Consider the following 26,072-nt stretch of genomic DNA (forward strand, 5'->3'; position numbering starts at 1 on the left):
GTGCTTAGATCTTGCCGACGAGGTCGAGCGAGGGAGCCAGGGTCTTTTCACCCTCTTCCCACTTGGCCGGGCAGACTTCGCCCGGGTGCGAGGCCACGTACTGGGCGGCCTTGATCTTGCGCAGCAGCTCGATGGCGTTGCGGCCGATGCCTTCGGCGGTGGTCTCGGTGAACTGGATCACGCCTTCCGGGTCGATCAGGAAGGTGCCGCGGTCGGCCAGGCCGACGCCCGGACGCATCACTTCGAAGTTGTTGGTGATCGTGCCCGAGGGGTCGCCGACCATGTGGTACTTGATCTTGCCGATGGCCGGCGAGCTGTCGTGCCAGGCCTTGTGCGAGAAGTGGGTGTCGGTCGACACGGCGTAGATCTCGACGCCCAGGCGGGTGAAGACCTCGTAGTTGTCGGCCAGGTCTTCCAGTTCGGTCGGGCAGACGAAGGTGAAGTCGGCCGGGTAGAAGAAGACCACCGACCACTTGCCCTTCAGGTCGGCGTCGCTGACCGTGACGAACTTGCCGTCCTTATAGGATTGGGCGGTGAAGGGTTTGATCTCGGTGTTGATCAGCGACATGAGACGCTCCGTTGGAAAGGATGCGTCGTAGGTATCGCGCCGCAGCAAATAGGTCCAATCGATAAAATCAGTTCGCGAGATAGATAGGGCCTATGAGGCTCTCAGGACGCCTTCCGCTCAAGCTTAGCCACGGGCAAAGCTTGCGGGCCATAGGGTTCGGCGAGCGGCAGGCAGCGCACCAGGACCTCGGCGACGAGGCCCGGCTCGGAAGTGATCGGCGGCGGCTCGCCGAACACCGTGCGCCAAAGTTCTGCCAGTTCTTCGCAGGTGCGGTCGGTCACGCGAAATCCTCGTTTCCGAGGAGGGAAAGCGTTGTGACGCCAGGGGTTGCTGGTTAACGAGCGGGGCTGGAGTGGAAATTCCCCTCTCTCATCGAGAGAGGGAGGGGCCCGCGCCGAAGGCGTGGGAGGGTGAGAGGTTATAATCTCTCAGGATGGGGCTCGGACGTTCGGCTGCCCTGGCCAAACGCACAGGGTTTCCCGGCCAGCGGTGAAACCTCTCACCCTCCCACCGCTTCGCGGCGGGCCCCTCCCTCTCTCTAAGAGAGAGGGATTTTGAGTTCGAACGGCGTCGCGGGCAGGCGGTTGTGGCCGTAGAGGTTCAGCACCGGGCTGTCGGCCCAGGCGAAGCGGACCTTCACGGCGGCGTAGCCGGCCGGGACCGTTAGGCGGACCTTGGCGCCGTCCACGGTCGCATCGACGAAGCGGCACGACTCGGGCGCGTCGCAGAGTTCGAAGCCGGCCGGGCGCGCCGAGCCGTAGACCACCGCCGGCTGGTCCAGAGTGACGACGACGTCGGCGCCGTCGCGAACCGCCGAGACCGGCGCGGGGCCGGAGGCGTTCAGGGCGGTTTCGCCATAGGCCAGCTTCCTGGCGAGGCCCGCCAGGCGCAGGCCGACCTGCAGCTTGTCGGCCGGGTGGATGTCGTAGGGCGAGCCGATGTCGACGGCTGAAGCGAGGCCCGTCGTCGGGTCGGCGGCGACGGTGCGGCGCTGGACGTCGCGCAGCTCGGCCCAGCGCGAGACGCCGGGCTTGTCGGTCTGTGGGCCGAAGCTGGCCAGTTGCACCATCAGGAACGGCGCGTCGGGCGCGGCGAATTCGCGGCGCCAGTCGGCGATCAGGGCCGGCATCAGGCGGGCGTATTCCGGAGCCTCGGTGACGTTGGCCTCGCCCTGGTACCAGGCGAAGCCCTTGACGCCGTAGGGCGCCAACGGGGCGATCATGCCGTTGTGCAGGGTCGACAGGCCAGACGCCCCCAGCCACGGCGCGTGCGGCGGCAGGCCGGTGTCGGAGAGGTTGGTCGAGACTTTGTAGCGCCAGCTGTCGCCCAGGGGCACGAACGAGCCGTCAGCCAGCTTCAGGCCCTTGTCCTTGGCCGGACCCCAGGCCCCGCCGCCGCCGCCGGCGTCGATCGCCCGCACGGCGACGACGTTGGCGCCGGCCTTCAGCACGCCGGCGGGAACGGCGTAGGCGCGCTTGGCGTCCCAGCCCTCCTGCGAGCCGACGGCGCGGCCGTTGACGAAGGTGGTGTCGATGTCGTCGACCGGACCGAGCACCAGGGTCGCGCCCCCCTTGGCTTGGGCAGCCGCCTGGGCCTTGGTCAGGGTGATCGTGGCGCGCAGCCAGATCGTGCCGTCGAAGGTCTCCAGGCCCGGATTGGTCTCCCAGAACTGCTGCGCCGGCATGGTCTTCCAGGCGCGGTCGTCGAAGCCGGGCTTGGCCCAGTTCGCGGCATGGGGCTCGACCTTCGCGGCCCAGCGGTCGAGCATCGCGCCCCAGCGGGCCATGCCCTTGGCGGGATCCTGGGCATAGTCGGCCAGCACCGACAGGCCCTCGTCATAGTTGCCCAGCGCCTTGAGGCCCGGGCCGCTGATCCAGTCCTGGATCACCGAGCCGCCCCAGGTGGCGTCGATCAGGCCGACCGGAGCGCCGGTGGTCTTCTTGATCTCGCGGCCCATGAAGTAACAGGCCGCCGAGAAGTTGTTGGCGCTGTCGTAGCTCGACGTCTTCCAGACGGCGTAGGCGGGCAGCGTGTCGGTCGGATGCGGCAGGCTGGTGCGGCCGGTCTGCAGCAGGCGGATCTGCGGGTCGGCGGCGTTCTGAGCCTCGGCCTCGCCCTGCAGCGCGCGGCGCAGCGGATATTCCATGTTCGACTGGCCCGAGCACAGCCAGACGTCGCCGACCAGCAGGTCGGACACGGTCTGGGTCTCGGCGCCGGCCGTGACGGTAAGGGTGAGCGGCGCGGCGCTGGCGGCGCGAGCCGGCAGTTGCGCGGACCAGCGGCCCTGGGCGTCGGCGGCAGCCGTCACGGCCTGGCCGGAAAGATCGATGGAGACGGCGGCGTTCGGGGCGGCGACGCCCCAGACCTGGATCGGCCGGTCGCGCTGGAGCACGGCGTGGTCGGTGAACACCGAGGCCAGCAGCGGCGCGGCGGCGGCGGGGCTCACGACGGCCAGGGCGGCCGCCCCGGCGAGCAGGTGACGGGTCAGGCGCACGCGAGGTCTCCGCTTAGTCGCTACTCTAAAATTCGTCATCCCGGCCGGAGCGCGTAGCGCGGAGAGCCGGGATGACATCCTTCTGGTCAGGTCGGCTCGACATTCAGCAGCGCCCCTCCCCCAATCCGTCAAATCCCCGCGAAGGCGGGGACCCAAGCTGGCTTTCAGGGCGTGGCGCGGCCGTGGATTATCTCCGAGCTCGGCTTGGATCCCCGCCTTCGCGGGGATGCTCGGAGAAAAATGGCCGAGGGTTCCGAATGTCGATCCCCAATCAGTCCGCCTTGGCCGGGCAGGTCGTGCCGGTCGGGTCGGTGGTCAGCTTCACGCCGCTGATCGAGACCGTCAGCGAGCCGGCCGTGGCCAGGGAGAACGGGGCCTCGACCTTGGTGACGTCCGTGCCGGCCGACTGGAAGCACTTCAGCGGCACCTTCAGGCTGCTCCACTCGCCGACCTTGGCGCCCGACAGCACCGAGGTGACGTCGAGCTTGCCGGCGCCGATGCCCAGCGTCGTCTTGGCCGAAGGCGCGGCGTCGACGCGGTAGGCGATCTGCAGGGCGATCTCGGCGTTGGTCTGGAAGGTCAGGTCGAAGGCCTTGTCGGCCGCGATCTCGGCCGCGGCGGGCACGCCGCCGCCGAAGGTCAGCTGGCGGCCGGCCTCCTGCACGTTGCCGGCGTCGATCGGCTTGATGTGCACCGAGGTAGTCGGCAGCAGACGGAACTCGAACGGCGCCGGGGTCTTGCCGCCGACGAAGTAGTTGCTGTCGTTGGCCGCGATGGCGGTGACGCCCGAGACTTCCGACAGCTTGGCCACCCTGCCCGGCTTGGCGTAGCTGAGGCCGTAGCCGTAGGCGAACAGCGGCGAGTAATTCTTGTCGCCCTTGTTCAGCGAGGTCTGGGCGGCGGTCTTGGGCCAGCTGAACGACAGCTTGCCGTTGAAGTCGCGGCGAGCCTTGCCGGCCTTGTCGCCCACCAGCACGTCGGCGATCCCGCCGCCTTCCGAGCCCGGCAGCCAGGCGGCCACGAAGGCGTCCGAGGCGTTGATCTCGGGGTTCACCCACAGCGGGCGGCCCGACAGGAACACCGCCACCACCGGCACGCCGGCGGCCTTCAGCTTCTTCAGGAGCGCCAGGTCGGTCTTGTCGCCCGGCTGGTATTCCAGGGTCTTCAGGTCGCCCACGCCTTCGGCGTAAGGCGTCTCGCCGAACACCACGACGGCGACGTCGGGCTTGTCGGTGAACGAGCCGTCGACGCTGAGGGTGGCGCTGCCGCCCGAGGCCTCGACCGCCTCCTTGAAGCCCGAATAGATCGACTGGGCGTTGGGGAAGTCGCTGTTCTTGTTGTCGGTGCCCTGCCACGACAGGGTCCAGCCGCCCGACTGCTGGCCGATGTCGTCGGCGCCCGAGCCGGCCACCAGCACCTTCGCCGACGCCTTGATCGGCAGGACGCCGTTGTTCTTCAGCAGCACCAGCGACTTGGCCACGGCCTCCCGGGCGACGGCGCGGTGATCGGCGTTGCCGACCACGCCCTCGCGGCCTTCCCACGGACGGGCGGTCTGGAAGAGGCCCAGCTTGGCCTTCACGCGCAGGATGCGGCGCACGGCGTCGTCGATGCGCGCCATCGAGATCTCGCCCGACTTGGCCTGGGCCAGCAGGTTGTCATAGAGGCCCTTCCAGCTGTCGGGGGCCATGTACATGTCCAGGCCCGCATTGGCCGCCTGGGCGCAGTTGGTCGGGGTGCAGCCGTCGACCTGGCCATGGCCGTTCCAGTCGCCGACGATGAAGCCGTCGAAGCCCATCTTGCCCTTCAGCACGTCGGTCAGCAGCGACTTGTTGCCGTGCATCTTCTGGCCGTTCCAGCTGTTGAACGAGGCCATGATGGTCATGGTCCCGGCGTTGATGGCCGGGACGTAGCCCTGGGCGTGCAGGCGGATCAGCTCCTGCTCGGACACCTCCGTATTGCCCTGGTCCTTGCCGTTGGTGGTGCCGCCGTCGCCCAGGAAGTGCTTGGCGCTGGCCGCCACGTGGCCCTTCTGCAGGGCCTGGCCCTCGCTGACGGCGCCCTGCAGGCCCAGGATCATCTCGCGGGCGTAGAGGCGGACGATCTGCGGATCTTCCGAATAGCCCTCGAAGGCGCGGCCCCAGCGGTCGTCGCGCGGCACGGTCAGGGTCGGACCGAAGGCCCAGTCGAAGCCTGACACCGCTGTCTCCTGGCCCGTGGCGGCGCCGATCTTGCGGATCAGTTCAGGATCATGGGCGGCGCCCAGGCCGATGTTGTGCGGGAAGAGCGTGGCGCCGACGACGTTGTTGTTGCCGTGCACGGCGTCGATGCCGAACATCAGCGGGATGTTGGTCCCGCCGCGCTGGGCGGCCGCGTCGCGGAAAGCCTTGACGGTGTCGACCCAGGGGCCGACCGGCGAGCGGTCGGGCGCGCCCAGGGGCGGCGAGCTGCCGCCGGCCAGGATCGAGCCCAGCGGATAGGTCTTGAGGTCGTCGGCCTTGATCGAGGCGGTGTCGGCCTGGATCATCTGGCCGATCTTCTCCTCGAGCGTCATCTTGGCCAGCAGGCCGTCGACGAAGGCCTCGGTGGCCGGATCGACCAGGCCCTGGCTCTTGGCCGCGGGCCACAGGGCCGGATGGGCGGTGCTCTTTGGACCGTCGGCGGCGAACGCCGGAGCCGACAGAAGGGTGGTCGCCATCAGGGCGATGGTCAGGGTCCTGGTCTTCATTTTCCCCCGCTCTTCCTTGCGCTTCGACGGTCTGAAAGCCGCCTGAATGTTACCGGTATCGAAAGCTCGACGTCGATCCATACACGGTCTAATTAATACGACAAACACTGAGACAACGAATTTTGGGGAGATGATGCATGGGGGCCATTCGCAACGCGCTGCTGGCGGGAGCCGCATTGACAGCGCTGTATGGGGCGGAAGCCTCCGCCGAAACCCGCACCCTCTCCTCCCCTGACGGCGCCATCTCGGTGCAAGTCTCCGACGAGTCGGGACAGGCGCGCTACGCCGTCGCTTACAAGGGCAAGCCCCTGATCGCGCCCTCGGGCCTGGGCCTGGAGCTCTCCAAGGGCGGCCGCTTCTCGTACGGCGTGAAGATCGTCGGCGCGGAGACCGGATCGGGCGACGACGTCTACGACCTGCCGGCCGGCAAGGTCAGCCACGTGGCCCAGAAGCGCAACGAACTGGCCGTCGACTTCCAGGAAGAAAGCGGCCGCCGCTTACGGGTCGTGTTCCGCGCCTACGACCAGGGCGTGGCCTTCCGCTACGTGCTGCCCCAGCAGGAGGCGACGGCGGCGACCAACGTCAATGACGAGGTGACGGGGTTCTCGTTCCCCAGGGACTACGGCTGCCACGGCCTCAACCTCGGCAAGTTCGGCACCAGCCACGAGGGCGAGTTCGACGCCGTCCAGGCCTCGAAGTTCCGCGAGCACAATCTCTATGACGCCCCGGTGGTCTGCCAGGGCGACAACGCCGCCTTCGCCATCGCCGAGGCCGACCTGAAGGACTGGGCGGGCATGTACCTGACCGGCCGGGGCGACGGCCGCCTGGGCCTGTCGGTCAAGCTGTCGCCGCGCCTCGACGGCTCGGGCACGGCGGTGAAGACCCGCCTGGGCGCCGACGTCGCCTCGCCCTGGCGGGTGATCATGATCGCGCCCAAGGCCGGCCAGTTGGTCGAGAACACACTGCTGACCACGCTGAGCGCGCCGTCGGTGGTGGCCGACGCCAGCTGGATCAAGCCGGGCAAGGCCGCCTGGGACTGGTGGAACGGCCCCTCGCTGAAGGCCGTGCCCAACGCCGGCATGAACCCTGAGACCATCAAGGCCTATATCGACTTCGCCGCCAGGAACGGCCTGGAATACATGCTGATCGACGAGGGCTGGAACGTCGGGGCCGGCGGCGCCTCGGTGGTGCGGCCGGGGGCGGACGTCACCCGTCCCAAGCCCGAGCTCGACCTGCCGGGCCTGGTTTCCTACGGCCAGGACAAGAAGGTCGGCATCTGGCTGTGGCTGAACTGGAAGGCGCTGGACGCCCAGATGGACGAGGCCCTGCCCCTCTATGAGAAGTGGGGGATCAAGGGCATCAAGGTCGACTTCATGGACCGTGACGATCAAGCGATGGTCGATTTCTACCACCGCCTGCTCAAGCGCGCGGCCGAGCACCACCTGATGGTCGACCTGCACGGCGCCTATCACCCGACGGGCCTGATCCGCACCTATCCGCACTACCTGACCCAGGAAGGCGTGCTGGGGGCCGAGTACAACAAGTGGAGCGCGCGGATCACCGCCACCCACAACGTCAATCTCGCCTACACCCGCATGCTGCTGGGGCCGATGGACTACACCCCCGGCGGCTTCCGCAACGTCTCGCCCGACAAGTTCGAGCCGCGCGACAGGCTGCCCTTCGTGCAGACGACGCGCGGCCAGGCGCTGGCGATGTTCGTGGTCTTCGACAGCCCCTTCACCATCGTCGCCGACAGCCCCGACACCTATGCCGAAAGCCCCGAGGGCCTGGACTTCGTCGGCGCCGTGCCGACCACCTGGGACGAGATCCGCTACGTGACCGGCGAGATCGGCCAGTCGATCGTGGTGGCCCGCCGCAAGGGCGACGAATGGTGGATCGGCGCGCTGAACAACGAGACCGCCCGGACGGTGAAGGTTCCGCTCGACTTCCTGGGCAAGGGATCGTGGAAGGCCGATGTCCGTCAGGACGGGGCGACCCCCACCAGCCTTGCGGGTTCGAATCCCACCCTGTCCGCCACCTCGACCCTGACCCTGAAACTCGCCGCCAGCGGCGGCGCGGCCGCGCGTCTGACGCCGGTCCAGTAACGGATAAGCTTGCCATGCCCTTCACTCGCCGCGCGCTTCTGGGCGCGACCGCCGGCCTCGCCGCTTCTCCCGCACTTGCGGCTCCCCGTGGGCCGTTCAAGGCCAGCTGGGAGTCGCTGGCGGCCGGCTACAGGACGCCCGACTGGTTCCGCGACGCCAAGCTCGGCATCTGGTCGCACTGGGGTCCGCAGTGCGTGCCCGAGTACGGCGACTGGTACGGCCGGCAGATGTACCAGCAGGGCAACCCCTTCTACGAACACCACGTGAAGACCTACGGGCACCCGACCAAGTTCGGCTTCATGGAGTTCATCCCGCGCTGGAAGGCGGAGCTTTGGGATCCCGAGGCGCTGATGAAGACCTATGTCGCCGCCGGGGCGAAGTTCTTCATGTCGATGGCCAACCACCACGACAACCTCGACATGTTCGACAGCCGCCACCACGCCTGGAACACCACGCGGGTGGGTCCGGGTCGCGACATCGTCGGGACCTGGGAAAAGGTCGCCCGCAACCACGGCCTGAAGTTCGCCGTCTCCAACCACGCCGCCCACGCCTGGCACTGGTGGCAGACAGCCTATGGCTACGACGCCGAAGGGCCGCTGAAAGGCCAGCGCTACGACGCCTTCCGCCTGACCAAGGCCGACGGCAAGGGCAAGTGGTGGCAGGGCCTGGACCCGCAGCAGCTCTATACCGGCCGCAACATGGTGATCCCCGACGGGATCGGTTCCATCGCCGAGGCCAACGCCTGGCACGACAAGCACGACGGCGAGTGGCTGGAGACGCCGCCGCCCAACAACCCCGCCTTCGTACGCAACTGGCTGCTGCGCCAGAACGACCTCGTCGATCGCTACAAGCCCGACATGGTCTATTTCGACAACTACGCCCTGCCGCTGGGCCAGGCGGGGCTGGAGGCGACGGCGCACTTCTACAACAACGCCGTCCGCCAGACCGGCCGCACCGACGTGGTGGTGACCGGCAAGAAGCTGACGCCCTTCCAGCGCAAGGCCATCGTCGAGGACGTCGAGCGCGGCTTCTCCGACCGGCTGCGCGACGAGCCCTGGCAGACCGACACCTGCATCGGCAACTGGCACTACGACCGGGGGCTCTATGAGCGCAACGGCTACAAGACCGCGAAAGACGTGGTGCAGCGCCTGACCGATGTCGTCAGCAAGAACGGCACGCTGATGCTGTCGATCCCCCAGCGCGGCGACGGCTCGATCGACGACAAGGAAGCCGCGGTGCTGGCCGACATGGCCGGCTGGATCGCCGTCAACGGCGAGGCGATCTATTCGACCCGCCCGTGGAAGATCTACGGCGAGGGTCCGACGCGTCTCGTCGAGGGCATGCAGAACGAGGGCGACGCCAAGCCGTTCGAGGCCACCGACATCCGCTTCACCACCAAGGCCGGCGCGCTCTACGCCCTGCCGCTGGTCGAGCCCGGGCGGGAGATGGTCATCGAGAGCCTGGCGGTGGGCGCGCCCCATGCCAGCGGCGAGGTGCGGCGCGTGTCGCTGCTCGGCGGCGATCCCCTGCCCTTCAGCCGCGACGACAAGGGCCTGAAGATCACCCTGCCCGAACGCCGCCCGGCCTTCACCCCGGTGGTGAAGATCGAAGGACCGGGGCTCGTGTAAAATACCGCTCCCTCTCCTCATAGGAGAGGTGTTTTCAGGACAGTTCAAACACCCGTATGCTCCCTTCCGAAACCGAGGGAGCATACGCCATGACCGACCTTTCCGGCCGCACCGTGCTGATCACCGGCGCCTCGTCGGGCATCGGGGCGAACCTGGCCCTGGCGGCCGCCCGGGCCGGCGCGCGGGTGGCGGTCGCGGCAAGGCGGGCCGACAGGCTGGCCGCCCTGGTCCGCGAGATCGAGGCGGCCGGCGGCTCGGCCCTGGCGGTTTCGATGGATGTCGAGGACGAAGCCTCGGTGATCGCCGCCTACGACGCGGTGGAAGCCGCCTGGGGCCCGCCGAACTCGGTGATCGCCAACGCCGGGATCAACGTCCGCGCCTCGGCGCTGGATATCGCCATCGAGGACTTCGACAAGATCATCGGGGTCAACACCCGGGGCGTGTTCCTGACCGCCCGCGAGGGCGCGCGGCGGATGATCAGGGCCGGCGTCGAGGCCCGCGGCCGGGTGCTGCTGGTGGCCTCGATCGGCGCGCACAAGGTGCTGCCGGGCATCACCGCCTACTGCGCCTCCAAGGCCGCCACGGCCCACATGGGCAAGAGCCTGGCCCGCGAGTGGGCGAGCAAGGGTATCAACGTCAATGTGCTGTGCCCTGGCTACATCCGCACTGAGCTGAACGACGACTGGTTCAGCACCGAGGGCGGGCAGAAGCTGGTGTCGGGCTTTCCGCGCAAACGGCTGATGGAGACCTCGGACCTGGAGGCGACGGCGCTCTACCTGGTGTCGGACGCCGCGCGGGCGGTGACGGGGTCGGTGATCACGGTGGACGACGGGCAGTCGCTCTGAGGCCTTCGGGCCCTTCCACCGTAAAATCCCCGCGAAAGCGGGGACCCAGGTGTTTTATCGTCGAGCGCCGTGGGTTTCAGAAAAAGCCTGGGTCCCCGCTTTCGCGGGGATTTTACGGAAGAAACGAGTTCTCTTCCCCCCAACGAAAAACGCCCCCCGGGCCGAAGCTCGGAGGGCGCTCTTTCAGGTCAGTAGATCAGATCAACGCAGCTTGGCGCTGACCGAGATCCCGACGATGCGGGGCTCGTTGAAGACCGAGGCCATGTAGTTCTCGATCACGCCCTTGAGGTTCTTCTCGTTGGTGATGTTGCGGCCGAACAGGGCCACTTCATACGCGCCGCCCGGAGCCGAGTAGCCCAGCTTCACGCCGCCCTCGAAGTTGCCGTCGGAGTAGAACTCCTTGGTCTTGTAGAGGACGTAGTTGGTGTAGCCCTGCTGGTTCCAGTCGGTGGCCGCGAACAGCAGGCCGCCGTTGCCCAGCGGGATGTCGTAGCGCGCGGTGAAGTCGATGTTGTACTCCGGCGCGTTCGGCAGCGGCTGGCCGTCGATCTGGGCGTAGACGTTACCGTTCGACGTCGTGATCGTCGGGTTCTGCACAGTGCAGACCACCACGCTGTTGAGCATGCAGACCTGGGCGTAGACGCGCTTGTCCTTGATCTCGCTATGCAGCAGCGAGAGGCCGGCGGTCAGGGTCAGGTTGGCGATCGGCTTCCACTGGGCTTCGGCTTCCATGCCGTAGGCCTCGGCCTTGTCGGCGTTGAACAGCACGCCGTTGCCGTTGCTGTCGTTGCCGTTCAGCTGGATGTCTTCGACCTTGTAGGTGAAGGCCGTGGCGTTCAGGCGCAGGGTGTTGTCCAGCAGCTGGCTCTTGAAGCCGGCTTCCCACGACAGGATCGTCTCGGAGTTCGCCGTGGTGAAGTCGCTGTTGAACACCGCCGAGCGGCCCTGGATGGTCGGGCCGCGGAAGCCGCGGGCGACGCGGGCGTAGACGCTGACGTCGTCGGTCACCTTGTAGAGCGCCGACAGGTCCCAGCTGGGCTGGGTGTCGGACATCTTCACATAGCGGCGGCCGGTGTAGGTCACCGCGCCGGCGGCCGTGTCGGCGGTCTTCAGCAGGGTGGTCTTCTTGGTGTCCTCGGTCTCGCGCAGGCCGGCGGTGAGGGTCAGCTTGTCAGAGAGGTCATAGCTGACCTGGCCGAACACCGCCCACGAGGTGTTGGCGTTCTTAAGCGACACCCAGTTGTTGGGGTTGGTGCGGACGAAGTAGGCGCGCTGGTAGAAGTTGGTGATGTCACGGCTGTCGAAGAAGAAGCCGCCGACCTGCCACTTGAAGGCGCCGTCCGTATCGCTGGCCAGGCGGATTTCCTGGGTGATCTGGTCGAGGTCCTTCACCGCGCCCTGCGACTGGCCATAGCCGTTGGCCACGCCGCCGACCGGGAAGTTGGCCGCCGCGCCGCCGTCGGTGTCGCCGCGGCTGTAGCCGTCGGTGCCCTCATAGGCGCTGATCGAGGTCAGCTTCACGCCGCCGAAGTCGTAGTCGATCTTCAGCGAGGTCCCGACCGTGTCATAGGCCTGCGGGTTGTTGACCGCCTCGTCGAAGGCGACCTTGTCGCGCTCGGCGTACTGGGTGCTGTTGGAGCCCTTCTTCAGGCCGGCGCGGTGGAAGAGGGTCGAGGTGCCCTCGTAGCTGCGGGCGTGGGCCGAGGCCAGAACCGACAGGTTCTCGGTCGGGGTGGCCAGGATCTGCAGGCGGATGTCGCGCTCGTCGAAGCCGCCCATGGCGTCGCTCTGCGGCGTCTTGGTCCCGTCGGCGCTGGTCCCGGCGAAAGTGTTGTCCACCCAGTCGTCGCGGTGCTGGTAGAGGGCCGAGACGCGGAAGGCCAGCTTGTCGGCCACGATCGGGCCGCCGATGCCGCCGTCGAAGGTGGTGGTGCCGTAGCTGCCGTACGAGGCCTGGGCCTGGCCCTGCAGGGTCTGGGTCGGCTTGGCGGTGTCGAACTTGATGATGCCGGCGGTGGTGTTGCGGCCGAACAGCGAGCCTTGCGGGCCGCGCAGCACTTCGACCTGCTGGACGTCGAACACCGGGTTCGACTTCAGGACCACGTGCTCGAGCACGACCTCGTCCTGGATGATCGACACCGGCTGCGAGGCGCCGAGGTAGAAGTCGATATTGCCCAGGCCCCGGATGTAGAAGCGCGGGAAAATGCGGCCCGTGGTGGTCTCGGCGTAGAGGCCGGGCACGCGGCCGGCGAGCGCCAGAATGTCGTCGCCGCCGGCCTGCAGGGCGCGCAGGTCCTGACCGCCGACCACGGCGACCGACAGCGGCGTATCCTGCAGGTTCACCGAGCGGCGCTCGGCGGTGACGATGATCTCTTCCAGGCTGGTCGAGTCGGCGGTTTCTTGGGCGTTGGCGACGGCGGCGCTGGCGAGCGCGCCCATCGCACAGGTCAGCATCAGCGCCGACCGGGCGATCATGGACTTGGACACGAAGTAATCCCCTTTTTACGTAGAAGCGCCTGTGGTTGTTGATTATTTCCACAGAACAGCGTCCGCGTAACAGGCGCTTGCGAAACTGTCATGACAGCCGCTGGCGCCGGTTGGGGATAATGTCAGCTTACGAACAATAAAGCGGCATGCGCCGTCAGATCTGCGACAGCCCCAGCCACAGCAGGCCCAGGATCAGCAGCAGGAAGGCGGTCTGGGTGGTGAACCAGACGAACCCCGTCTTGACCACCGCGCCGAAAACGCTCGACCCGTAGACGCCCCGAAGGGTGGCGAACAGGTTCACCGGCGCCCAGATCAACGCCGCCAGGATCGCGATGTCCTTCACCGGCTTGGGCAGAACGAACACCACAGCCCAGAGCAGGAAGACGAACGACAGGTAGTTCATCGAGACGATCAGGTGGTCGTACATGAAGAACTTGCGGCGATAGAAATAGCAGGCGCCCAGGGCCAGGGCGAGGATCGGCAGCATCAGCACCGCCAGCCGGTGGCCCCAACCGAACACCACCACCATGAAGTAGCCGGGCGTGGCGATCGCCTTGCTGAGCTGGGTGTTGAACCACTCGTTGCGGGCCTTCTCGGCGGCGGGGGCGTCGGGATCGGACTCCACGAACTGCTGCTTGCCATCGGCGCCCGGCTTGTCGGTCAACACGCCGTCTTTCTTCAGAGAGTCGCGCAGCTCCGAGGCGACCTGGCCGGGCACGGCCTGGACCGTCGCGTCGGCCTTGGCGGACTTGTCGTGGCCGGCCGCCGTCGCGGGCTTGCCGTGCTCGTCGTGACCGGCCTCCGCCTGGGCTTGAGCGCCGTGGCCCGCCCCATGCTGGGCGTCGTGCATCGACTTGTGGATCACCGTCTCGGCCGAGAGGATGAACAGCAGCAGCGAGACCAGGAACAGGCGGAACGGCGGCACGTGCCGCGCCCGCTTGCCGTCGAGATATTCGCGGCTCAACCGGCCCGGCCGCACGAACAGCCACGGCACGGTGCGCCACAGCCGGCCGTCGAGGTGGAACATGCCCTCGATGGCTTCCCAGGTGACGTGCAGGATCGACCTGTGATGGTTCGACGCCTCCTGGCCGCAGGCGTGGCAGAAGTGGCCGACCAGCTCGGTCTCGCAGTTCTCGCACTTGGTTCCGGGCGGTGGCGGCGCATGGGACGAGCGCCCGTCCGACTTGAACCGCGCCAGCCAGCCGCCCAACGCCCCGCCGGTGATCGCCTCGAGTTCCTTCACGCAAGCCCCCCAACGCCACGATCACGCCCCGGGCGCGATTTCGCCGACCGCTCGCATAACGATGTATGACGACTCGACCGAACACGCACCTGGGAACGCCGAAGCGCGAAGATCCCGGCCGTTCCGCCCAGGCGGAGGGCGCCGACCGCCCGTTCCCGGCCTTAGTCCAGCCAGTCCCAGTAGGCCTTGCCCTCGAGCGTGCGCAGCTTCATGCCCACGGCCCACTGCTCGACGTTGAAGAAGGTCTGATGTTCGTTGTCCATGGCGTCGTGTCGATAGGACAAGGCGGGCGCGCCGACGGTTCCCGCCAGGAGCTCGGCCACCTCCGGCGAACAGGTCTGGGGACGCGTGTCGGTGAAGGCGAACTTGGTGTTGCGGGCGGCGACGGCCTCCATGGCGTTCCAGGCCAGCAGCGGGTTGGCGAAGGTCCGCTCGGACGATCCCAGGGCCGAGAAGATCAGGCTGTCCTGGATGACCCGCTTCTCGACCAGGACCGGCTTTCCCTCCAGCACCTGCAGGGCGCGCAGGTGCAGCACGCGCCGTTCCTGGGTGTTGGTGCGGTCCTGATTGAAGTCGTACATCCGATGGATGACGTCGAGGATCCGCACCTCGCGAGGCGGCGGATCGTTCATCTGATCCCAGAGGTCGAGGCCCGGCAGGCGCGTCTCGGCGTTGAGCGTGGTCTCGGTCATGCGGTGTCCCCCGTGACCGGCGCCCCAAGGCGCCGGTTCGCGCCATGGTGTAGCCTTGCGGCCCTTAACGCGGAGGTATCGCACCTAACGCGCGGGACCGAACCTCGCCACCAGGTCATAGGCCTCGCCGGGGAACAGCTGGCGCACGTGGGTGACGGGCTCGCCGGCCCGCCAGGTGCGGCGCTCGACGGCCAGCAGGGCGGTTCCGACATCCAGGGCCAGCAGTTCGGCGACGGCGGCTTCCGCGCCGACGGCGCTGATCCGGCTTTCCGCTTCCGTCCACGGCACGTGGTGCAGCAGCCAGGCGCCGGGCGGCTCGGCGGCGAAGTCGGCGGCGGCGGCCTCGGGCACGGCGGCCAGGCTGATCAGACGATCCTCCAGGGCGAAGGGTCGGCCGCCGGCCACGTGCAGGCCGCGCAGCACGATCAGGTCGCCCTCCCCCGCCAGCTCGGCCTCGTCGCCGTCGTCGGGATCGGCGGGGCGACGCTCGGCGGCCAGCAGCACGAAGGCGTAGGTCTCGCCGCGGGCGGTGATCTCGGCCTGGATGTCGGGGATGTCGAGGACGGTGGAATGCACCTTGGGCCGGGCCACGAACGAGCCGGCGCGGCGGCGGCGAACGACCAGGCCGGCGTCGGCCAGGGCCGACATCGCCTTGTTCACCGTCATCCGCGAGCAGCTGTACTGGGCCATCAGCTCGCTCTCGAACGGCACGCGATGACCGGGCGCCCAGACGCCCGAGCGGATCAGGCCCTCGATCTCGTCGCGGATGCGCTGGTGGAGAGGAGCAGCCGTCAAGACAGCAGGCCCTTCAGCACCCGGCGATAGCGCTCGGCGATCGCCTCGCGATGCCGGTGGCGGCCGCCCGAGACCACGGGCCGTCCGGCGCGCCAGACGCTGTCGATCGCCCCATGGCGGCCGGCGAAGACCAGGCTGTCGACCAGGGCGTCGCCGCCGCGCCCGACGATGGCCGGGTGCTCGCGATCCAGCGTGACGAAGTCGGCCGGCGCGCCGCGACGCAGGCCCGGACGGCCCGCGCCCAGAGCCTGGGCCCCGCCCGCCACGGCCGCGCGCCAAAGCTCGCCGCCCGTCGAGCGCTTGGGACCGCCAGCCAGCACGTTGCGGGCCCGGCGGGTCAGGCGCTGGGAATATTCCAGCACCCGCAGCTCCTCGGCCGCGTCGATCAGCACGTTGCTGTCCGAGCCGATGCCGAAGGCCCCGCCGGCGGCCTGGTAGTCGTGGGCGGGGAAAACGCCGTCGCCGAGATTGGCTTCGGTGATGGGGCAAAGGCCGGCGACCGCGCCGCTCTTGGCCAGACGCTCGGTCTCCATGGCGTTCATGTGGGTGGCGTGGACCAGGCACCACGACTTGCCGACCTCGGCGTGGTTCATCAGCCAGCGCACGGGCCGCTGGCCGGTGGCGGCCAGGCAGTCGTCCACTTCCTTGGTCTGCTCGGCGATGTGGATGTGGATCGGGCCGCCGGCCGCCAGCGGCGTGATGGCGGTCAGCTCCTCGGCCGTAACGGCCCGCAGGCTGTGCGGCGCGATCCCGACCACCGCCTCGGGCAGGCCCGCGACGGCGGCGCGGCTGGCCTCCAGCAGCCGGGCGTAGCCGTCGACGTCGGTGACGAAGCGCTTCTGGCCCTCGCCCGGCGCGGCGCCGCCAAAGCCGGCGTGGGCGTAGAACACCGGCAGCAGGGTCAGGCCGATGCCGGTCTCTTCGGCGGCGGCGGCGATCCGCGCGCCCATCTCGGCCGGGTTGTCGAAGGCGGCGCCGTCACGGTCGTGGTGCAGGTAGTGGAACTCGCCGACGCGGGTGAAGCCGCTTTCCAGCATCTCGACCTGGCCCATGGCGGCGATGGCCTGCAGGGCGTCGGGATCGAGCCGCTCGACGAAGCGGTACATCAGCTCGCGCCAGGTCCAGAAGCTGTCGCTCCCTTCGCCGCGCGCCTCGGTCAGGCCGGCCATGGCCCGCTGGAAGGCGTGGCTGTGCAGGTTGGGCATGCCCGGCAGGGCCGCGCCCAGGCGGGGCTCGCTTCCGGCGACGACGTCGGTGTCGATGCGGGCTATGCGGCCTTCGGAAAGGGTCAGGCGCACGCCCTTGGCCCAGCCGTCGGCCAGCAGGGCGCTCTCGCACCAGATCACGACGTCTTTCGGGGCTTCGGGCGCCGCCTGCGGGGCGGGCTCGCTCGCGGTCTCGACGGAGCTCTCCTCGGACACTGGTTGGGGGGACGCCGGTTCGGGGGCTTCAAGATTCTCGGCGTCGCTCACTGGACAATCCTCGTCGCTCGCGAATATGTCTATACATATTGAACCGGGCCGCAAGGGTCGCGGGAAACGACTCAAAGCGGCTTCGGAGGCGTTGGCGATGCGGTGCGATCGGGTTTGGATCAAGGCCCGCCTTGCGACCCTCGCCGAAGCCGCGCCCGGCCTGGGTGTCGTCGAGGACGGCGTGATCGCCGCCAAGGACGGCCGGATCGTCTATGCCGGCCCCGCCGCCGACGCCCCCGCCTTCGAGGCGGCCGAGACCACCGACTGCGACGGTCGCTGGATCACGCCCGGCCTGATCGACCCCCACACCCACCTGATCTTCGGCGGCGACCGCGCCCACGAGTTCGAGCTGCGGCTGGCCGGCGCATCGTACGAAGAGATCGCCCGGGCCGGCGGCGGCATCGTCTCGACCATGAAGGCCACCCGCGAGGCCACCGAGGACCAGCTGGTCGCCGCCGCCCTGCCCCGCCTGGACGCCCTGATCGCCGAGGGCCTGACGACGATCGAGGTCAAGTCCGGCTACGGCCTGGCGCTGGAACATGAGCTGAAGAGCCTGCGCGCCGCCCGCGCCCTGGCCAAGGCCCGGCCCGTCTCGGTGAAGACCACCTTCCTCGGCGCCCACGCCCTGCCGCCGGAGTTCAAGGGCGACCCCGACGGCTACATCGATCTGGTCTGCCGCGAGATGATCCCCGCCGTCGCGGCCGAAGGTCTGGCCGACGCGGTGGACGGCTTCTGCGAGGGCATCGGCTTTTCGCCGGCCCAAATCCGCCGCGTGTTCGAGACCGCCTGCGCCCACGGCCTGCCCGTGAAGCTGCACGCCGAGCAACTGTCGAACCTGCACGGCGCCGCGCTGGCCGCCGAGTTCGGGGCGCTATCGGCCGATCACCTGGAGCATCTGGACGAAGCGGGCATAGCGGCCATGGCCAAGGCCGGGACGACGGCGGTGCTGCTGCCCGGCGCCTACTACTTCGTACGCGAGACCAGGCTGCCGCCGATCGACGCCCTGCGCGCGGCCGGCGTGCCTGTGGCGCTCTCGACCGACTGCAATCCCGGCACCTCGCCGCTGACCAGCCTGCTGCTGACCATGAACATGGCCGCCACCCTGTTCCGCCTGACCGTGGACGAGTGCCTGGCCGGCGTGACCCGGCAGGCCGCCCGGGCCCTGGGCGTGCTGGCCGACCGTGGAACCCTGGAAGCCGGCAAGGCCTGCGACCTCGCCATCTGGGACGTCGAGCGTCCCGCCGAACTTGTCTACCGCATGGGCTTCAACCCGCTCCATGCGCGCGTCTGGAGCGCCGTTTCGTGAATACTGAAGTCCTGCATCCCGGCGAGGTCTCCCTCGCCCAATGGAAGTCCGTCTATCGCGGCGCGTCGGCCCGCCTCGCGGACCATGCCTGGCCGGTGATCGAGGCCAGCGCCGCGGCGGTGACCCGCATCCTGGCCAAGGGCGAGCCGGTCTACGGCATCAATACGGGCTTCGGGAAACTGGCCAGCGTGCGCATCGGCGACGAGGACCTGGCCACACTCCAGCGCAACATCGTGCTGTCCCACGCCGCCGGCACGGGCGAGCCCTCGCCGGTGGCGGTGATCCGCCTGATGATGGCCCTGAAGCTGGCGAGCCTGGCGCAAGGCGCCTCGGGCGTGCGGGTCGAGACCGTGAAGCTGCTGGAAGCGATGCTGGCCCTGGGCCTGACGCCGGTGGTGCCGAGCCAGGGCTCGGTCGGCGCTTCGGGGGACCTGGCGCCGCTGTCGCACATGGCCGCGACCATGATCGGGGTCGGCGAGATCGACGTCGGCGGCGTGCGCAAGCCAGCCCTCGAAGCCCTGGCCCGCGCCGGCCTCGCCCCCGTCGAGCTCGGCCCCAAGGAAGGCCTCGCGTTGCTGAACGGCACCCAGTTCTCGAACGCCAACGCCCTGGCCGGCCTGTTCGAGGCCGAGGTGCTGTTCCAGTCGGCCCTGGTCACCGGCGCCCTGTCGACCGAGGCCGCCAAGGGCTCGGACACCCCGTTCGATCCGCGCATCCACGCCCTGCGCCGCCACGCCGGCCAGATCGAAACCGCCGCCGCCCTGCGCAGCCTGATGGCGTCGTCCGACATCCGCGCCTCGCACCTGAAGGAGGACGAGCGCGTGCAGGACCCCTACTGCCTGCGCTGCCAGCCGCAGGTGATGGGCGCGGCGCTCGACGTGCTGCGCCAGGCGGCCACGACCCTCTCCACCGAGGCCAACGGCGTCTCCGACAACCCGCTGATCTTCCCGGAAGCGGACGAGGCGCTGTCGGGCGGCAACTTCCACGCCGAGCCCGTGGCCTTCGCCGCCGACATGATCGCCCTGGCCGTCTGCGAGATCGGCTCGATCGCCGAGCGCCGCATCGCCATGCTGGTCGACCCGGCCCTGTCGGGCCTGCCGGCCTTCCTGACGCCCAAGCCCGGCCTCAACTCCGGCTTCATGATCCCGCAGGTCACGGCCGCCGCCTTGGTCTCGGAGAACAAGCAGAAGGCCTATCCGGCCAGCGTCGACTCCATCCCGACCTCGGCCAACCAGGAAGACCACGTGTCGATGGCCGCTCACGGGGCGCGCCGCCTGCTATCGATGGTCGAGAACGCAACGGCGGTGATCGGCATTGAACTTCTGGCCGCCGCGCAGGGCTGCGACTTCCACGCGCCGCTGACCTCCAGCGCCGCCCTCGAGGCGGTGCGGAAGTCGGTCCGCGAGAAGGTGCCGCACCTGTCGGACGACCGCCACTTCCATCCCGACATGGAAGCGGCCAACATCCTGGTGCGGACCGGCGCGGTCATCGTCGCGGCGGCCGGCGTTCCCTTGCCCGGAGCGACCTGATGAGCAGCGACTGGCTGGAAGTCTGGCGGGGCGACGCGCCCCTGATCGTCAGCATCCCGCACTCGGGATCCTTCATCCCCGAGGACATCGAAAAGCGCCTGACCTCGCCGTGGCTGGCCCGCAAGGACGCCGACTGGTGGATCGAGCGGCTCTACAACTTCGCCGACGACCTGGGCGCCACGACGGTGCGGACGGCGGTGTCGCGCACGGTGATCGACGTCAATCGCGACCCGTCGGGCGCCTCGCTCTACCCCGGCATGGCCACCACCGCCCTCTGCCCGACCGACACCTTCGACGGCGAGCGGCTCTATGCCGAGGGCCAGGAGCCGGACGAGGCCGAGATCGCCGCTCGCCGCGAGCGCTGGTTCATCCCCTATCACGCGGCGCTGCGGGCCGAGATCGACCGGCTGCTGGCCCTGCATGGCAAGGTCGTCTTGTACGACGCCCACTCGATCCGCTCGCGGGCGCCGCGGCTGTTTCCGGGTGAGCTGCCAGTGTTCAACATCGGCACGAATTCCGGCCAGAGCTGCGATCCGGCCCTGGCGGCGGCGGTCGAGGCGGCCTGCGAGACCTCCGGCCTGCCGATGGTGACCAACGGCCGCTTCAAGGGCGGCTGGATCACCCGCCACTACGGCAAGCCCGAGCGCGGCATCCACGCCGTGCAGATGGAGCTGGCCTGCCGCGGCTACATGGACGATCCCTCGCCCCGCATCACCCCACAGTCCTGGCCCTCGCCCTACCGCCCGCCCAAGGCCGCGCCGATGCGCAGCGTGCTGACCGACGTGCTGAAGGCCTGCGTGGCGTTCGCCAGCCAAGCTCCTCCCCCGTGAAACGGGGGAGGTGGCGCGACGCCATCGGCGTCGTGACGGAGGGGGCGACCGCGCGCGCCGAGCCCAGTCTCGCCCCCTCCACCACTTCGTGGTCCCCCTCCCCCGCAAGCGGGGGAGGAGCGTTCAAATCCGTCCAGACAGAGACCCGTCGTCCATGACCCGCCTCGACAACACCCGCGTCATCCGCCCGGCCACCGGAACCGAGCTCACCGCCAAGTCCTGGCTCACCGAAGCCCCACTGCGGATGCTGATGAACAACCTGCATCCCGACGTCGCCGAGCGTCCGGAGGAGCTGGTCGTCTATGGCGGCATCGGCCGCGCCGCGCGCGACTGGGAAAGCTACGACAAGATCGTCGAGACCCTGCGCCGGCTGGAGGACGACCAGACGCTGCTGGTGCAGTCGGGTAAGCCGGTCGGCGTGTTCCGCACCCATGCCGACGCGCCACGGGTGCTGATCGCCAACTCCAACCTGGTGCCACGCTGGGCGACCTGGGAGCACTTCAACGAGCTCGATAGGAAGGGCCTGGCCATGTACGGCCAGATGACCGCCGGCTCGTGGATTTATATCGGCGCCCAGGGCATCGTTCAGGGCACCTACGAGACCTTCGTCGAGATGGGCCGCCAGCACTATGCCGGCGACCTGTCGGGCAAGTGGCTGCTGACGGCGGGCCTGGGCGGCATGGGCGGGGCGCAACCGCTAGCCTCGGTGTTCGCCGGGGCCTCGTGCCTGGCCATCGAGTGCCAGCTCTCGCGCATCGAGATGCGGCTGCGCACCGGCTATCTCGACAAGTCGACCGACAGCCTCGACGAGGCCCTGGCCTGGATAGAGGAGTCGTGCGCGGCCAAGACCCCGATCTCGGTCGGCCTGCTGGGCAACGCCGCCGAACTGCTGCCGCAGATATACGCGCGCGGGATCCGCCCGGACCTGCTGACCGACCAGACCAGCGCCCACGACCCGATCAACGGCTACCTGCCCGCCGGCTGGACTCTGGATCAATGGGCCGACGCCAAGGCGCGTGACCCGGCCTCGGTGAACAAGGCCGCCCGCGCCTCGATGGCCGTGCACGTCCAGGCCATGCTCGACTTCCAGGCCGCCGGCGTGCCGACGGTCGACTACGGCAACAACATCCGCCAGATGGCGCTGGAAGAAGGCGTCGAGAACGCCTTCGACTTCCCCGGCTTCGTGCCGGCCTATATCCGCCCGCTGTTCTGCCGCGGGATCGGTCCGTTCCGCTGGGCGGCGCTGTCGGGGGATCCGGAGGACATCGCCAAGACCGACGCCAAGGTGAAGGAACTGATCCCCGACAATCCGCACCTGCACAACTGGCTCGACATGGCCGGCCAGCGGATCAAGTTCCAAGGCCTGCCGGCGCGCATCTGCTGGGTGGGCCTCGGTGATCGCCACCGCCTGGGCCTGGCCTTCAACGAGATGGTCGCCAAGGGCGAGCTGAAGGCCCCCGTCGTCATCGGCCGCGATCACCTGGACAGCGGCTCGGTCGCCTCGCCCAACCGCGAGACCGAAGCCATGAAGGACGGCTCGGACGCCGTCTCCGACTGGCCGCTGCTGAACGCCCTGCTCAACACCGCCTCGGGCGCCACCTGGGTGTCGCTGCACCATGGCGGCGGGGTGGGCATGGGCTTCTCGCAGCATTCGGGCATGGTCATCGTCTGCGACGGCACCGAGGCCGCGGCCAAGCGCATCGAGCGGGTGCTGTGGAACGACCCGGCGACCGGCGTCATGCGCCATGCCGATGCGGGTTACGAGATCGCCCAGGACTGCGCACGCGAGCACGGGCTGGACCTGCCGGGCATCCTGTAACTCATATCCCCATCAAAGCTCGTCATCCCGGAAAGCGCGTAGCGCTTATCCGGGAGCCAGGGGTCGCCGCATCGCGTCGGCCAAAGCATGGGCGGTGAACCCAGGCGCGGCGCCCAGTCCCCTGGGTCCCGGCTCTGCGCTGCGCTCCGGCCGGGATGACGAAATTAGTTAGCTGGAGACAGCCCCCATGCGCCTCCTCCCCGCCGCCGAGCGCACGCCCGCCCCGTGGAAGAACGGCGGCGGGACGACCTGGGAGATCGCCGCCCAGCCGCCGGGCGCGGGGATGGACGCTTTCGAGTGGCGGCTGAGCATCGCGCGGGTCGCCGCCCCGGGGCCGTTCTCGGTGTTTCCCGGCGTAGACCGGGTGCTGACGGTGATCGCCGGCGCGGGCCTGCGCCTGACCATCGAAGGCCTGGGCGAGGTCATGCTCGACGAGACCTCTGCGCCGCTGGCCTTCCCCGGCGACGCCCCGGCCGCCGCGACGCTGGACGGCGGGCCGATCCGCGACCTCAACCTGATGGTCCGGCGCGGCGCCTGGTTTGGACGCGTCCGGCGGATCGCAAAGGCCGAGCAAATCGTCGCAACGGCGGACGTCACGGTCCTGGCGGCCCTCTCCCCTGCTCGCGTGAACGACGCGCGGCTGGCGGCGGAAGACGCCGTCGTCGCCGAACCCGGCCAGACCCTTGCCGTGGAAGGAAGTCTATTGTTGATCGAGATCGAAAAAGCCTGACCGTTCGATCAGATCAGCTCAATCCAAGCTGGCGCGAAACAACAGACACGAACAACGTCAGGCAGTTTTCTCAAAAATTAGCTTGAGCATAAATGAGCACACACGCGTCGTCCTGACGCAGGAGTTGCGCCTTTTCATCGCCTTATCTGGATGGTTAACGACGCCCAACGCACAGACGGGCGTAACGATCCATAGGATGGCGAGATGCACTTTTCGGCGATGAAGAACCTCCCTCCCCAGGCGCGCGTAGCCCTGGGTCTGGCCGTGCTCTTCGCGCCGATGGCGGGCCTGGCGATGGAAAGCCCGCACGTGGACCGCAACGCCCGCCCGGCGGTGCAGAAGCTGCTCGACCAGATGGAAGCGGCCCCGCCCAAGCCTGTCCGCATGGAAACGGTGTGGAAGGGCGCCGACGTCGACGGCGACGGCGCGCCCGACTTCGCCAATCCCACCGGCGCGGCCCCGCGCCAGCACGACGACTTCGGCGACGGCGCCTTCGGGGCCCGCCGCGACGGCGGCTCGCGACGGCACGAGGGGGTGGACTACACCGCCCAGGCCGGCCAGCCCGCCAAGGCTCCGATCTCGGGCTACGTCACCAAGGTCGGCTACGCCTACGCGGACTCGACCGACCTGCGCTTCGTCGAGATCACCAATCCGGCGCTGGGCTATGTGGCGCGCGCCTTCTACGTCGACCCCGACGTCGCGGTCGGCCAGACCATTCGCCTCGGCCAGACCATCGGCCACGTCGCCAGCCTGCAGAAGCACTATCCCGGCATCACCAACCACGTGCATCTGGAAGTGATGAAGCCCGGCGGTCGGCGGATCAACGCCGCGGCCTTGATCCAGCCGAAGCTGGTGGCGGCGGCCTGATCCGACGGAAATACAAACTCCGTAAAACCCCCGCGAAAGCGGGGGCCCAGGCTTTTTCCGCAACCCACGGCGCTCGACGATAAAACGCCTGGGTCCCCGCTTTCGCGGGGATTTTACGGAAGAGTGGGAACCACCCCTACTTCTCATCCGCGTAGATCGCCGTGCCCTTGCCCTTGGCGCTGGCCCAGCCGCGATACATGCCTGAGCTGTTCATCGGGAAGGCCACCTCGCCCTTGGCGTTCATGGTGATCATGCCGCCGTCGCCGCCGATGTCGCCGATGGACTTGATGGTCGCCGCGCCGGCGGTCTTCAGGTCCTGGCCGGCCAACGCGATGCGGGCGCAGACCTGGTGGGCGGCGCTGGTGCGGATGAAATATTCGCCCGAGCCGGTGGCCGAGACCGCGCAGACGCCGTCCTGGGCGTAGGTCCCAGCGCCGATGATCGGACTGTCGCCGACCCGGCCCCACTTCTTGCCGGTCATGCCGCCGGTCGAGGTCGCCGCCGCCAGGTGGCCCTTGGCGTCGATCGCCACGGCGCCGACCGTACCGTAGAGGTGGGTCGGATCCAGCGCGGCCTTCTGTTTGACCCGCCAGGCCTCCAGCTGCTTCCAGCGCTCCTCGGTGCGGAAGTAGGACGGATCCACCTGCTCCAGCCCCTGCTCGACCGAAAACGCGTCGGCGCCCTCGCGGGCCAGCATCACGTGGGGCGACTTCTCCATCACCGCCCGGGCCAGGCTGATCGGGTGCTTGGTGCGGGTGACGCCGGCCACCGCGCCGGCCTTCAGGGTCGCGCCGTCCATGATCGAGGCGTCCAGCTCGTTCTTGCCGTCGGCGGTGAAGACCGCGCCGCGGCCGGCGTTGAACAGCGGATTGTCCTCCAGCACCTTCACGGCCGCCTCGACGGCGTCGAGGCTGGAGCCGCCCTTTTCCAGCACTTCAGAACCGGCCTTCAGCGCCGCGTCGAGCCCGGCGCGATAGGCCGCGTCCTTCTCAGGGCTGAGGTCGCCGCGATTGATCACGCCGGCCCCGCCATGGATGGCCAGCGACCAGTCGCCGGCGAAGGCGGCGGGCGCGGCGGCCAGCGCGGCGACCAGGGAAGCAGCGAGCAGGACGGACTTGTACATGGCGACTCTCCGGGGGATCTCGGCGCGATAAGAGCACCTTCGCCGTCCGGTTTCACTGGCGCTTAAGGTGAAGCTCGCCCTAGGGTCGCGCCATGATTGGCAGCGTGGTGTATCGGATCGGCCCCTCGGACCGCTCCATCGTGGCGGCGGGCTGGCTGGCCGTATGGTCCGTGGCCGTGGCGTTCTGGCTGATGTTCAAGCCGTGGCCCTATCCCGTCGTCATGACCCTGGCGGCCCTGACGCCTTGGGCGGCGATCTGGCTGGTCAGGCGCGATCCGGAACTGTCGCTGTTCGAAGCCAAGGGCATGCCGGGAGCGGAGAACCTCTTCATGGCCTGGTGCATGCCGGCCCTGGCCTTGTGCATCCCGAGCTTCCAGCAGCATTTCATAGACTGCGGCGGCCTGCTCGCCGTGGCCGCCGGCCTGGGCGCCGTGCTCTGGATTTCCATGATCATCGCCGACACCCATGGGCGGAACCTGACGACCAAGGCCTTCGCCGCGGTCATCGCCTTCGCCTGGGGCTGGGGTGTCGTCTCCGCCGTCGATCTCGCCGTCACGCGCAACGACTTCACGGTCGTCCAGGGCGTGGTCGAGGACGCCGTCTGGCCAAGCCGAGGCCGTCCCAGCCTCTATGTCGGGGCCACCATCGACGGCCGGCGCGAAACCTTCGACGAGCTCTCGGTGACGGCGGACATCTATGGCCTGCACCCGATCGGCGCACCGGTCTGCGTGGAGATCCACAAGGGCCTGCTGGGCTCGCGCCACGCCTATGCGGTGACCTGCCCCCTTGTCTGAGACGGCTCCGAAACGACGAA

General features: G+C 68.8%; 20 protein-coding genes and 1 pseudogene. 10 read left to right on the top strand and 11 right to left on the bottom strand.

Annotated features, from left to right (window positions below):
* Positions 1-4: 4 nt before the first annotated feature.
* The 4 genes from ahpC to AC2YHT_RS00870 form a co-directional block, all read right to left on the bottom strand.
* Entirely contained in the window at positions 5-568 is a 564-nt protein-coding gene (gene ahpC / locus AC2YHT_RS00855) for an alkyl hydroperoxide reductase subunit C (protein ID WP_110117960.1), read from the bottom strand.
* 101 nt (positions 569-669) lie between these two features.
* A complete protein-coding gene (locus AC2YHT_RS00860; protein ID WP_487287718.1) occupies positions 670-849 on the bottom strand; it encodes a hypothetical protein in 180 nt (59 codons plus the stop codon).
* 257 nt (positions 850-1,106) lie between these two features.
* Entirely contained in the window at positions 1,107-3,062 is a 1,956-nt protein-coding gene (locus AC2YHT_RS00865; RefSeq protein WP_487287719.1) for a sialate O-acetylesterase, read from the bottom strand.
* Between the two features lie 271 nt (positions 3,063-3,333).
* On the bottom strand, positions 3,334-5,787 hold the full coding sequence (locus AC2YHT_RS00870; RefSeq protein ID WP_487287720.1) for a glycoside hydrolase family 3 protein: 2,454 nt from the start codon (positions 5,785-5,787) through the stop codon (positions 3,334-3,336).
* A 137-nt stretch (positions 5,788-5,924) separates the two neighbouring features.
* On the opposite strand from AC2YHT_RS00870, the gene AC2YHT_RS00875 reads away from it, so the two are divergent.
* The 3 genes from AC2YHT_RS00875 (at position 5,925) to AC2YHT_RS00885 (ending at position 10,365) form a co-directional block, all read left to right on the top strand.
* Complete coding sequence (locus AC2YHT_RS00875) at positions 5,925-7,892, top strand: glycoside hydrolase family 97 protein (RefSeq protein ID WP_487287721.1); 1,968 nt, start codon at positions 5,925-5,927, stop codon at positions 7,890-7,892.
* Between the two features lie 14 nt (positions 7,893-7,906).
* Positions 7,907-9,520 carry an alpha-L-fucosidase gene (locus tag AC2YHT_RS00880; RefSeq protein ID WP_487287722.1) on the top strand — a complete coding sequence of 538 codons (1,614 nt, stop codon included), beginning with the start codon at positions 7,907-7,909 and terminating at the stop codon, positions 9,518-9,520.
* Between the two features lie 89 nt (positions 9,521-9,609).
* Complete coding sequence (locus tag AC2YHT_RS00885) at positions 9,610-10,365, top strand: SDR family NAD(P)-dependent oxidoreductase (RefSeq protein WP_487287723.1); 756 nt, start codon at positions 9,610-9,612, stop codon at positions 10,363-10,365.
* Between the two features lie 201 nt (positions 10,366-10,566).
* Here AC2YHT_RS00885 and AC2YHT_RS00890 read toward each other — a convergent pair whose 3' ends face one another.
* From AC2YHT_RS00890 to AC2YHT_RS00910, 5 genes are all read right to left on the bottom strand, one after another.
* On the bottom strand, positions 10,567-12,819 hold the full coding sequence (locus AC2YHT_RS00890) for a TonB-dependent receptor (RefSeq protein ID WP_487287935.1): 2,253 nt from the start codon (positions 12,817-12,819) through the stop codon (positions 10,567-10,569).
* A 187-nt stretch (positions 12,820-13,006) separates the two neighbouring features.
* Positions 13,007-14,095, bottom strand: a complete 1,089-nt coding sequence (locus AC2YHT_RS00895; protein ID WP_487287724.1) for a DUF3667 domain-containing protein — start codon at positions 14,093-14,095, stop codon at positions 13,007-13,009.
* Positions 14,096-14,256: 161 nt separating this feature from the next.
* Entirely contained in the window at positions 14,257-14,787 is a 531-nt protein-coding gene (locus AC2YHT_RS00900) for a hypothetical protein (RefSeq protein WP_487287725.1), read from the bottom strand.
* 84 nt (positions 14,788-14,871) lie between these two features.
* Complete coding sequence (gene hutC / locus AC2YHT_RS00905; protein WP_487287726.1) at positions 14,872-15,582, bottom strand: histidine utilization transcriptional repressor HutC; 711 nt, start codon at positions 15,580-15,582, stop codon at positions 14,872-14,874.
* The gene (locus AC2YHT_RS00910; RefSeq protein WP_487287936.1) at positions 15,579-16,928 is read right to left on the bottom strand and encodes a formimidoylglutamate deiminase; all 1,350 of its coding nucleotides are present in this window, start codon (positions 16,926-16,928) and stop codon (positions 15,579-15,581) included. The genes hutC and AC2YHT_RS00910 overlap by 4 nt, the downstream gene beginning before the upstream one ends.
* A 223-nt stretch (positions 16,929-17,151) precedes the next feature.
* Here AC2YHT_RS00910 and hutI point away from each other — a divergent pair, with 223 nt between their 5' ends.
* The 4 genes from hutI to hutU all read left to right on the top strand — a co-directional run bounded on the left by hutI (position 17,152) and on the right by hutU (position 22,538).
* Entirely contained in the window at positions 17,152-18,360 is a 1,209-nt protein-coding gene (gene hutI / locus AC2YHT_RS00915; protein ID WP_487287727.1) for an imidazolonepropionase, read from the top strand.
* Positions 18,342-19,889, top strand: coding sequence for a histidine ammonia-lyase (gene hutH / locus AC2YHT_RS00920; protein ID WP_487287937.1), 1,548 nt, complete (start codon positions 18,342-18,344; stop codon positions 19,887-19,889). The genes hutI and hutH overlap by 19 nt, the downstream gene beginning before the upstream one ends.
* Complete coding sequence (gene hutG / locus AC2YHT_RS00925; RefSeq protein ID WP_487287728.1) at positions 19,889-20,719, top strand: N-formylglutamate deformylase; 831 nt, start codon at positions 19,889-19,891, stop codon at positions 20,717-20,719. Before hutH ends, hutG begins: the two co-directional genes overlap by 1 nt.
* Before the next feature lie 154 nt (positions 20,720-20,873).
* The gene (gene hutU / locus AC2YHT_RS00930; RefSeq protein ID WP_487287729.1) at positions 20,874-22,538 is read left to right on the top strand and encodes a urocanate hydratase; all 1,665 of its coding nucleotides are present in this window, start codon (positions 20,874-20,876) and stop codon (positions 22,536-22,538) included.
* A 45-nt stretch (positions 22,539-22,583) separates the two neighbouring features.
* Here the strand turns inward: hutU and AC2YHT_RS00935 are convergent.
* Positions 22,584-22,696 (bottom strand): annotated as a pseudogene (locus AC2YHT_RS00935) (hypothetical protein); the annotation flags it as partial.
* A gap of 29 nt (positions 22,697-22,725) precedes the next feature.
* Between AC2YHT_RS00935 and AC2YHT_RS00940 the strand changes: the two are divergent.
* On the top strand, positions 22,726-23,268 hold the full coding sequence (locus AC2YHT_RS00940; RefSeq protein ID WP_487287730.1) for a HutD/Ves family protein: 543 nt from the start codon (positions 22,726-22,728) through the stop codon (positions 23,266-23,268).
* Between the two features lie 204 nt (positions 23,269-23,472).
* Positions 23,473-24,135: a M23 family metallopeptidase gene (locus AC2YHT_RS00945; protein ID WP_487287731.1), complete on the top strand. Its 663-nt coding sequence runs from the start codon at positions 23,473-23,475 to the stop codon at positions 24,133-24,135.
* A gap of 136 nt (positions 24,136-24,271) precedes the next feature.
* On the opposite strand, the gene AC2YHT_RS00950 is transcribed toward AC2YHT_RS00945, so the two are convergent.
* Entirely contained in the window at positions 24,272-25,258 is a 987-nt protein-coding gene (locus AC2YHT_RS00950) for an isoaspartyl peptidase/L-asparaginase family protein (RefSeq protein ID WP_487287732.1), read from the bottom strand.
* A gap of 92 nt (positions 25,259-25,350) precedes the next feature.
* Here AC2YHT_RS00950 and AC2YHT_RS00955 point away from each other — a divergent pair, with 92 nt between their 5' ends.
* Positions 25,351-26,052 carry a hypothetical protein gene (locus tag AC2YHT_RS00955; protein WP_487287733.1) on the top strand — a complete coding sequence of 234 codons (702 nt, stop codon included), beginning with the start codon at positions 25,351-25,353 and terminating at the stop codon, positions 26,050-26,052.
* The last annotated feature ends 20 nt before the right edge of the window (positions 26,053-26,072 follow it).

Source organism: Caulobacter sp. SRI_008, from assembly GCF_057586355.1.

Bases quoted from the DNA above. Each gene is read 5' to 3' on its own strand.
- ahpC (WP_110117960.1), bottom strand. From the start codon at position 568: ATGTCGCTGATCAACACCGAGATCAAACCCTTCACCGCCCAATCCTAT.
- AC2YHT_RS00870 (WP_487287720.1), bottom strand. From the start codon at position 5,787: ATGAAGACCAGGACCCTGACCATCGCCCTGATGGCGACCACCCTTCTG.
- AC2YHT_RS00875 (WP_487287721.1), top strand. From the start codon at position 5,925: ATGGGGGCCATTCGCAACGCGCTGCTGGCGGGAGCCGCATTGACAGCG.
- AC2YHT_RS00880 (WP_487287722.1), top strand. From the start codon at position 7,907: ATGCCCTTCACTCGCCGCGCGCTTCTGGGCGCGACCGCCGGCCTCGCC.
- AC2YHT_RS00885 (WP_487287723.1), top strand. From the start codon at position 9,610: ATGACCGACCTTTCCGGCCGCACCGTGCTGATCACCGGCGCCTCGTCG.
- AC2YHT_RS00890 (WP_487287935.1), bottom strand. From the start codon at position 12,819: ATGCTGACCTGTGCGATGGGCGCGCTCGCCAGCGCCGCCGTCGCCAAC.
- AC2YHT_RS00900 (WP_487287725.1), bottom strand. From the start codon at position 14,787: ATGACCGAGACCACGCTCAACGCCGAGACGCGCCTGCCGGGCCTCGAC.
- hutI (WP_487287727.1), top strand. From the start codon at position 17,152: ATGCGGTGCGATCGGGTTTGGATCAAGGCCCGCCTTGCGACCCTCGCC.
- hutG (WP_487287728.1), top strand. From the start codon at position 19,889: ATGAGCAGCGACTGGCTGGAAGTCTGGCGGGGCGACGCGCCCCTGATC.
- hutU (WP_487287729.1), top strand. From the start codon at position 20,874: ATGACCCGCCTCGACAACACCCGCGTCATCCGCCCGGCCACCGGAACC.
- AC2YHT_RS00940 (WP_487287730.1), top strand. From the start codon at position 22,726: ATGCGCCTCCTCCCCGCCGCCGAGCGCACGCCCGCCCCGTGGAAGAAC.
- AC2YHT_RS00945 (WP_487287731.1), top strand. From the start codon at position 23,473: ATGCACTTTTCGGCGATGAAGAACCTCCCTCCCCAGGCGCGCGTAGCC.
- AC2YHT_RS00950 (WP_487287732.1), bottom strand. From the start codon at position 25,258: ATGTACAAGTCCGTCCTGCTCGCTGCTTCCCTGGTCGCCGCGCTGGCC.
- AC2YHT_RS00955 (WP_487287733.1), top strand. From the start codon at position 25,351: ATGATTGGCAGCGTGGTGTATCGGATCGGCCCCTCGGACCGCTCCATC.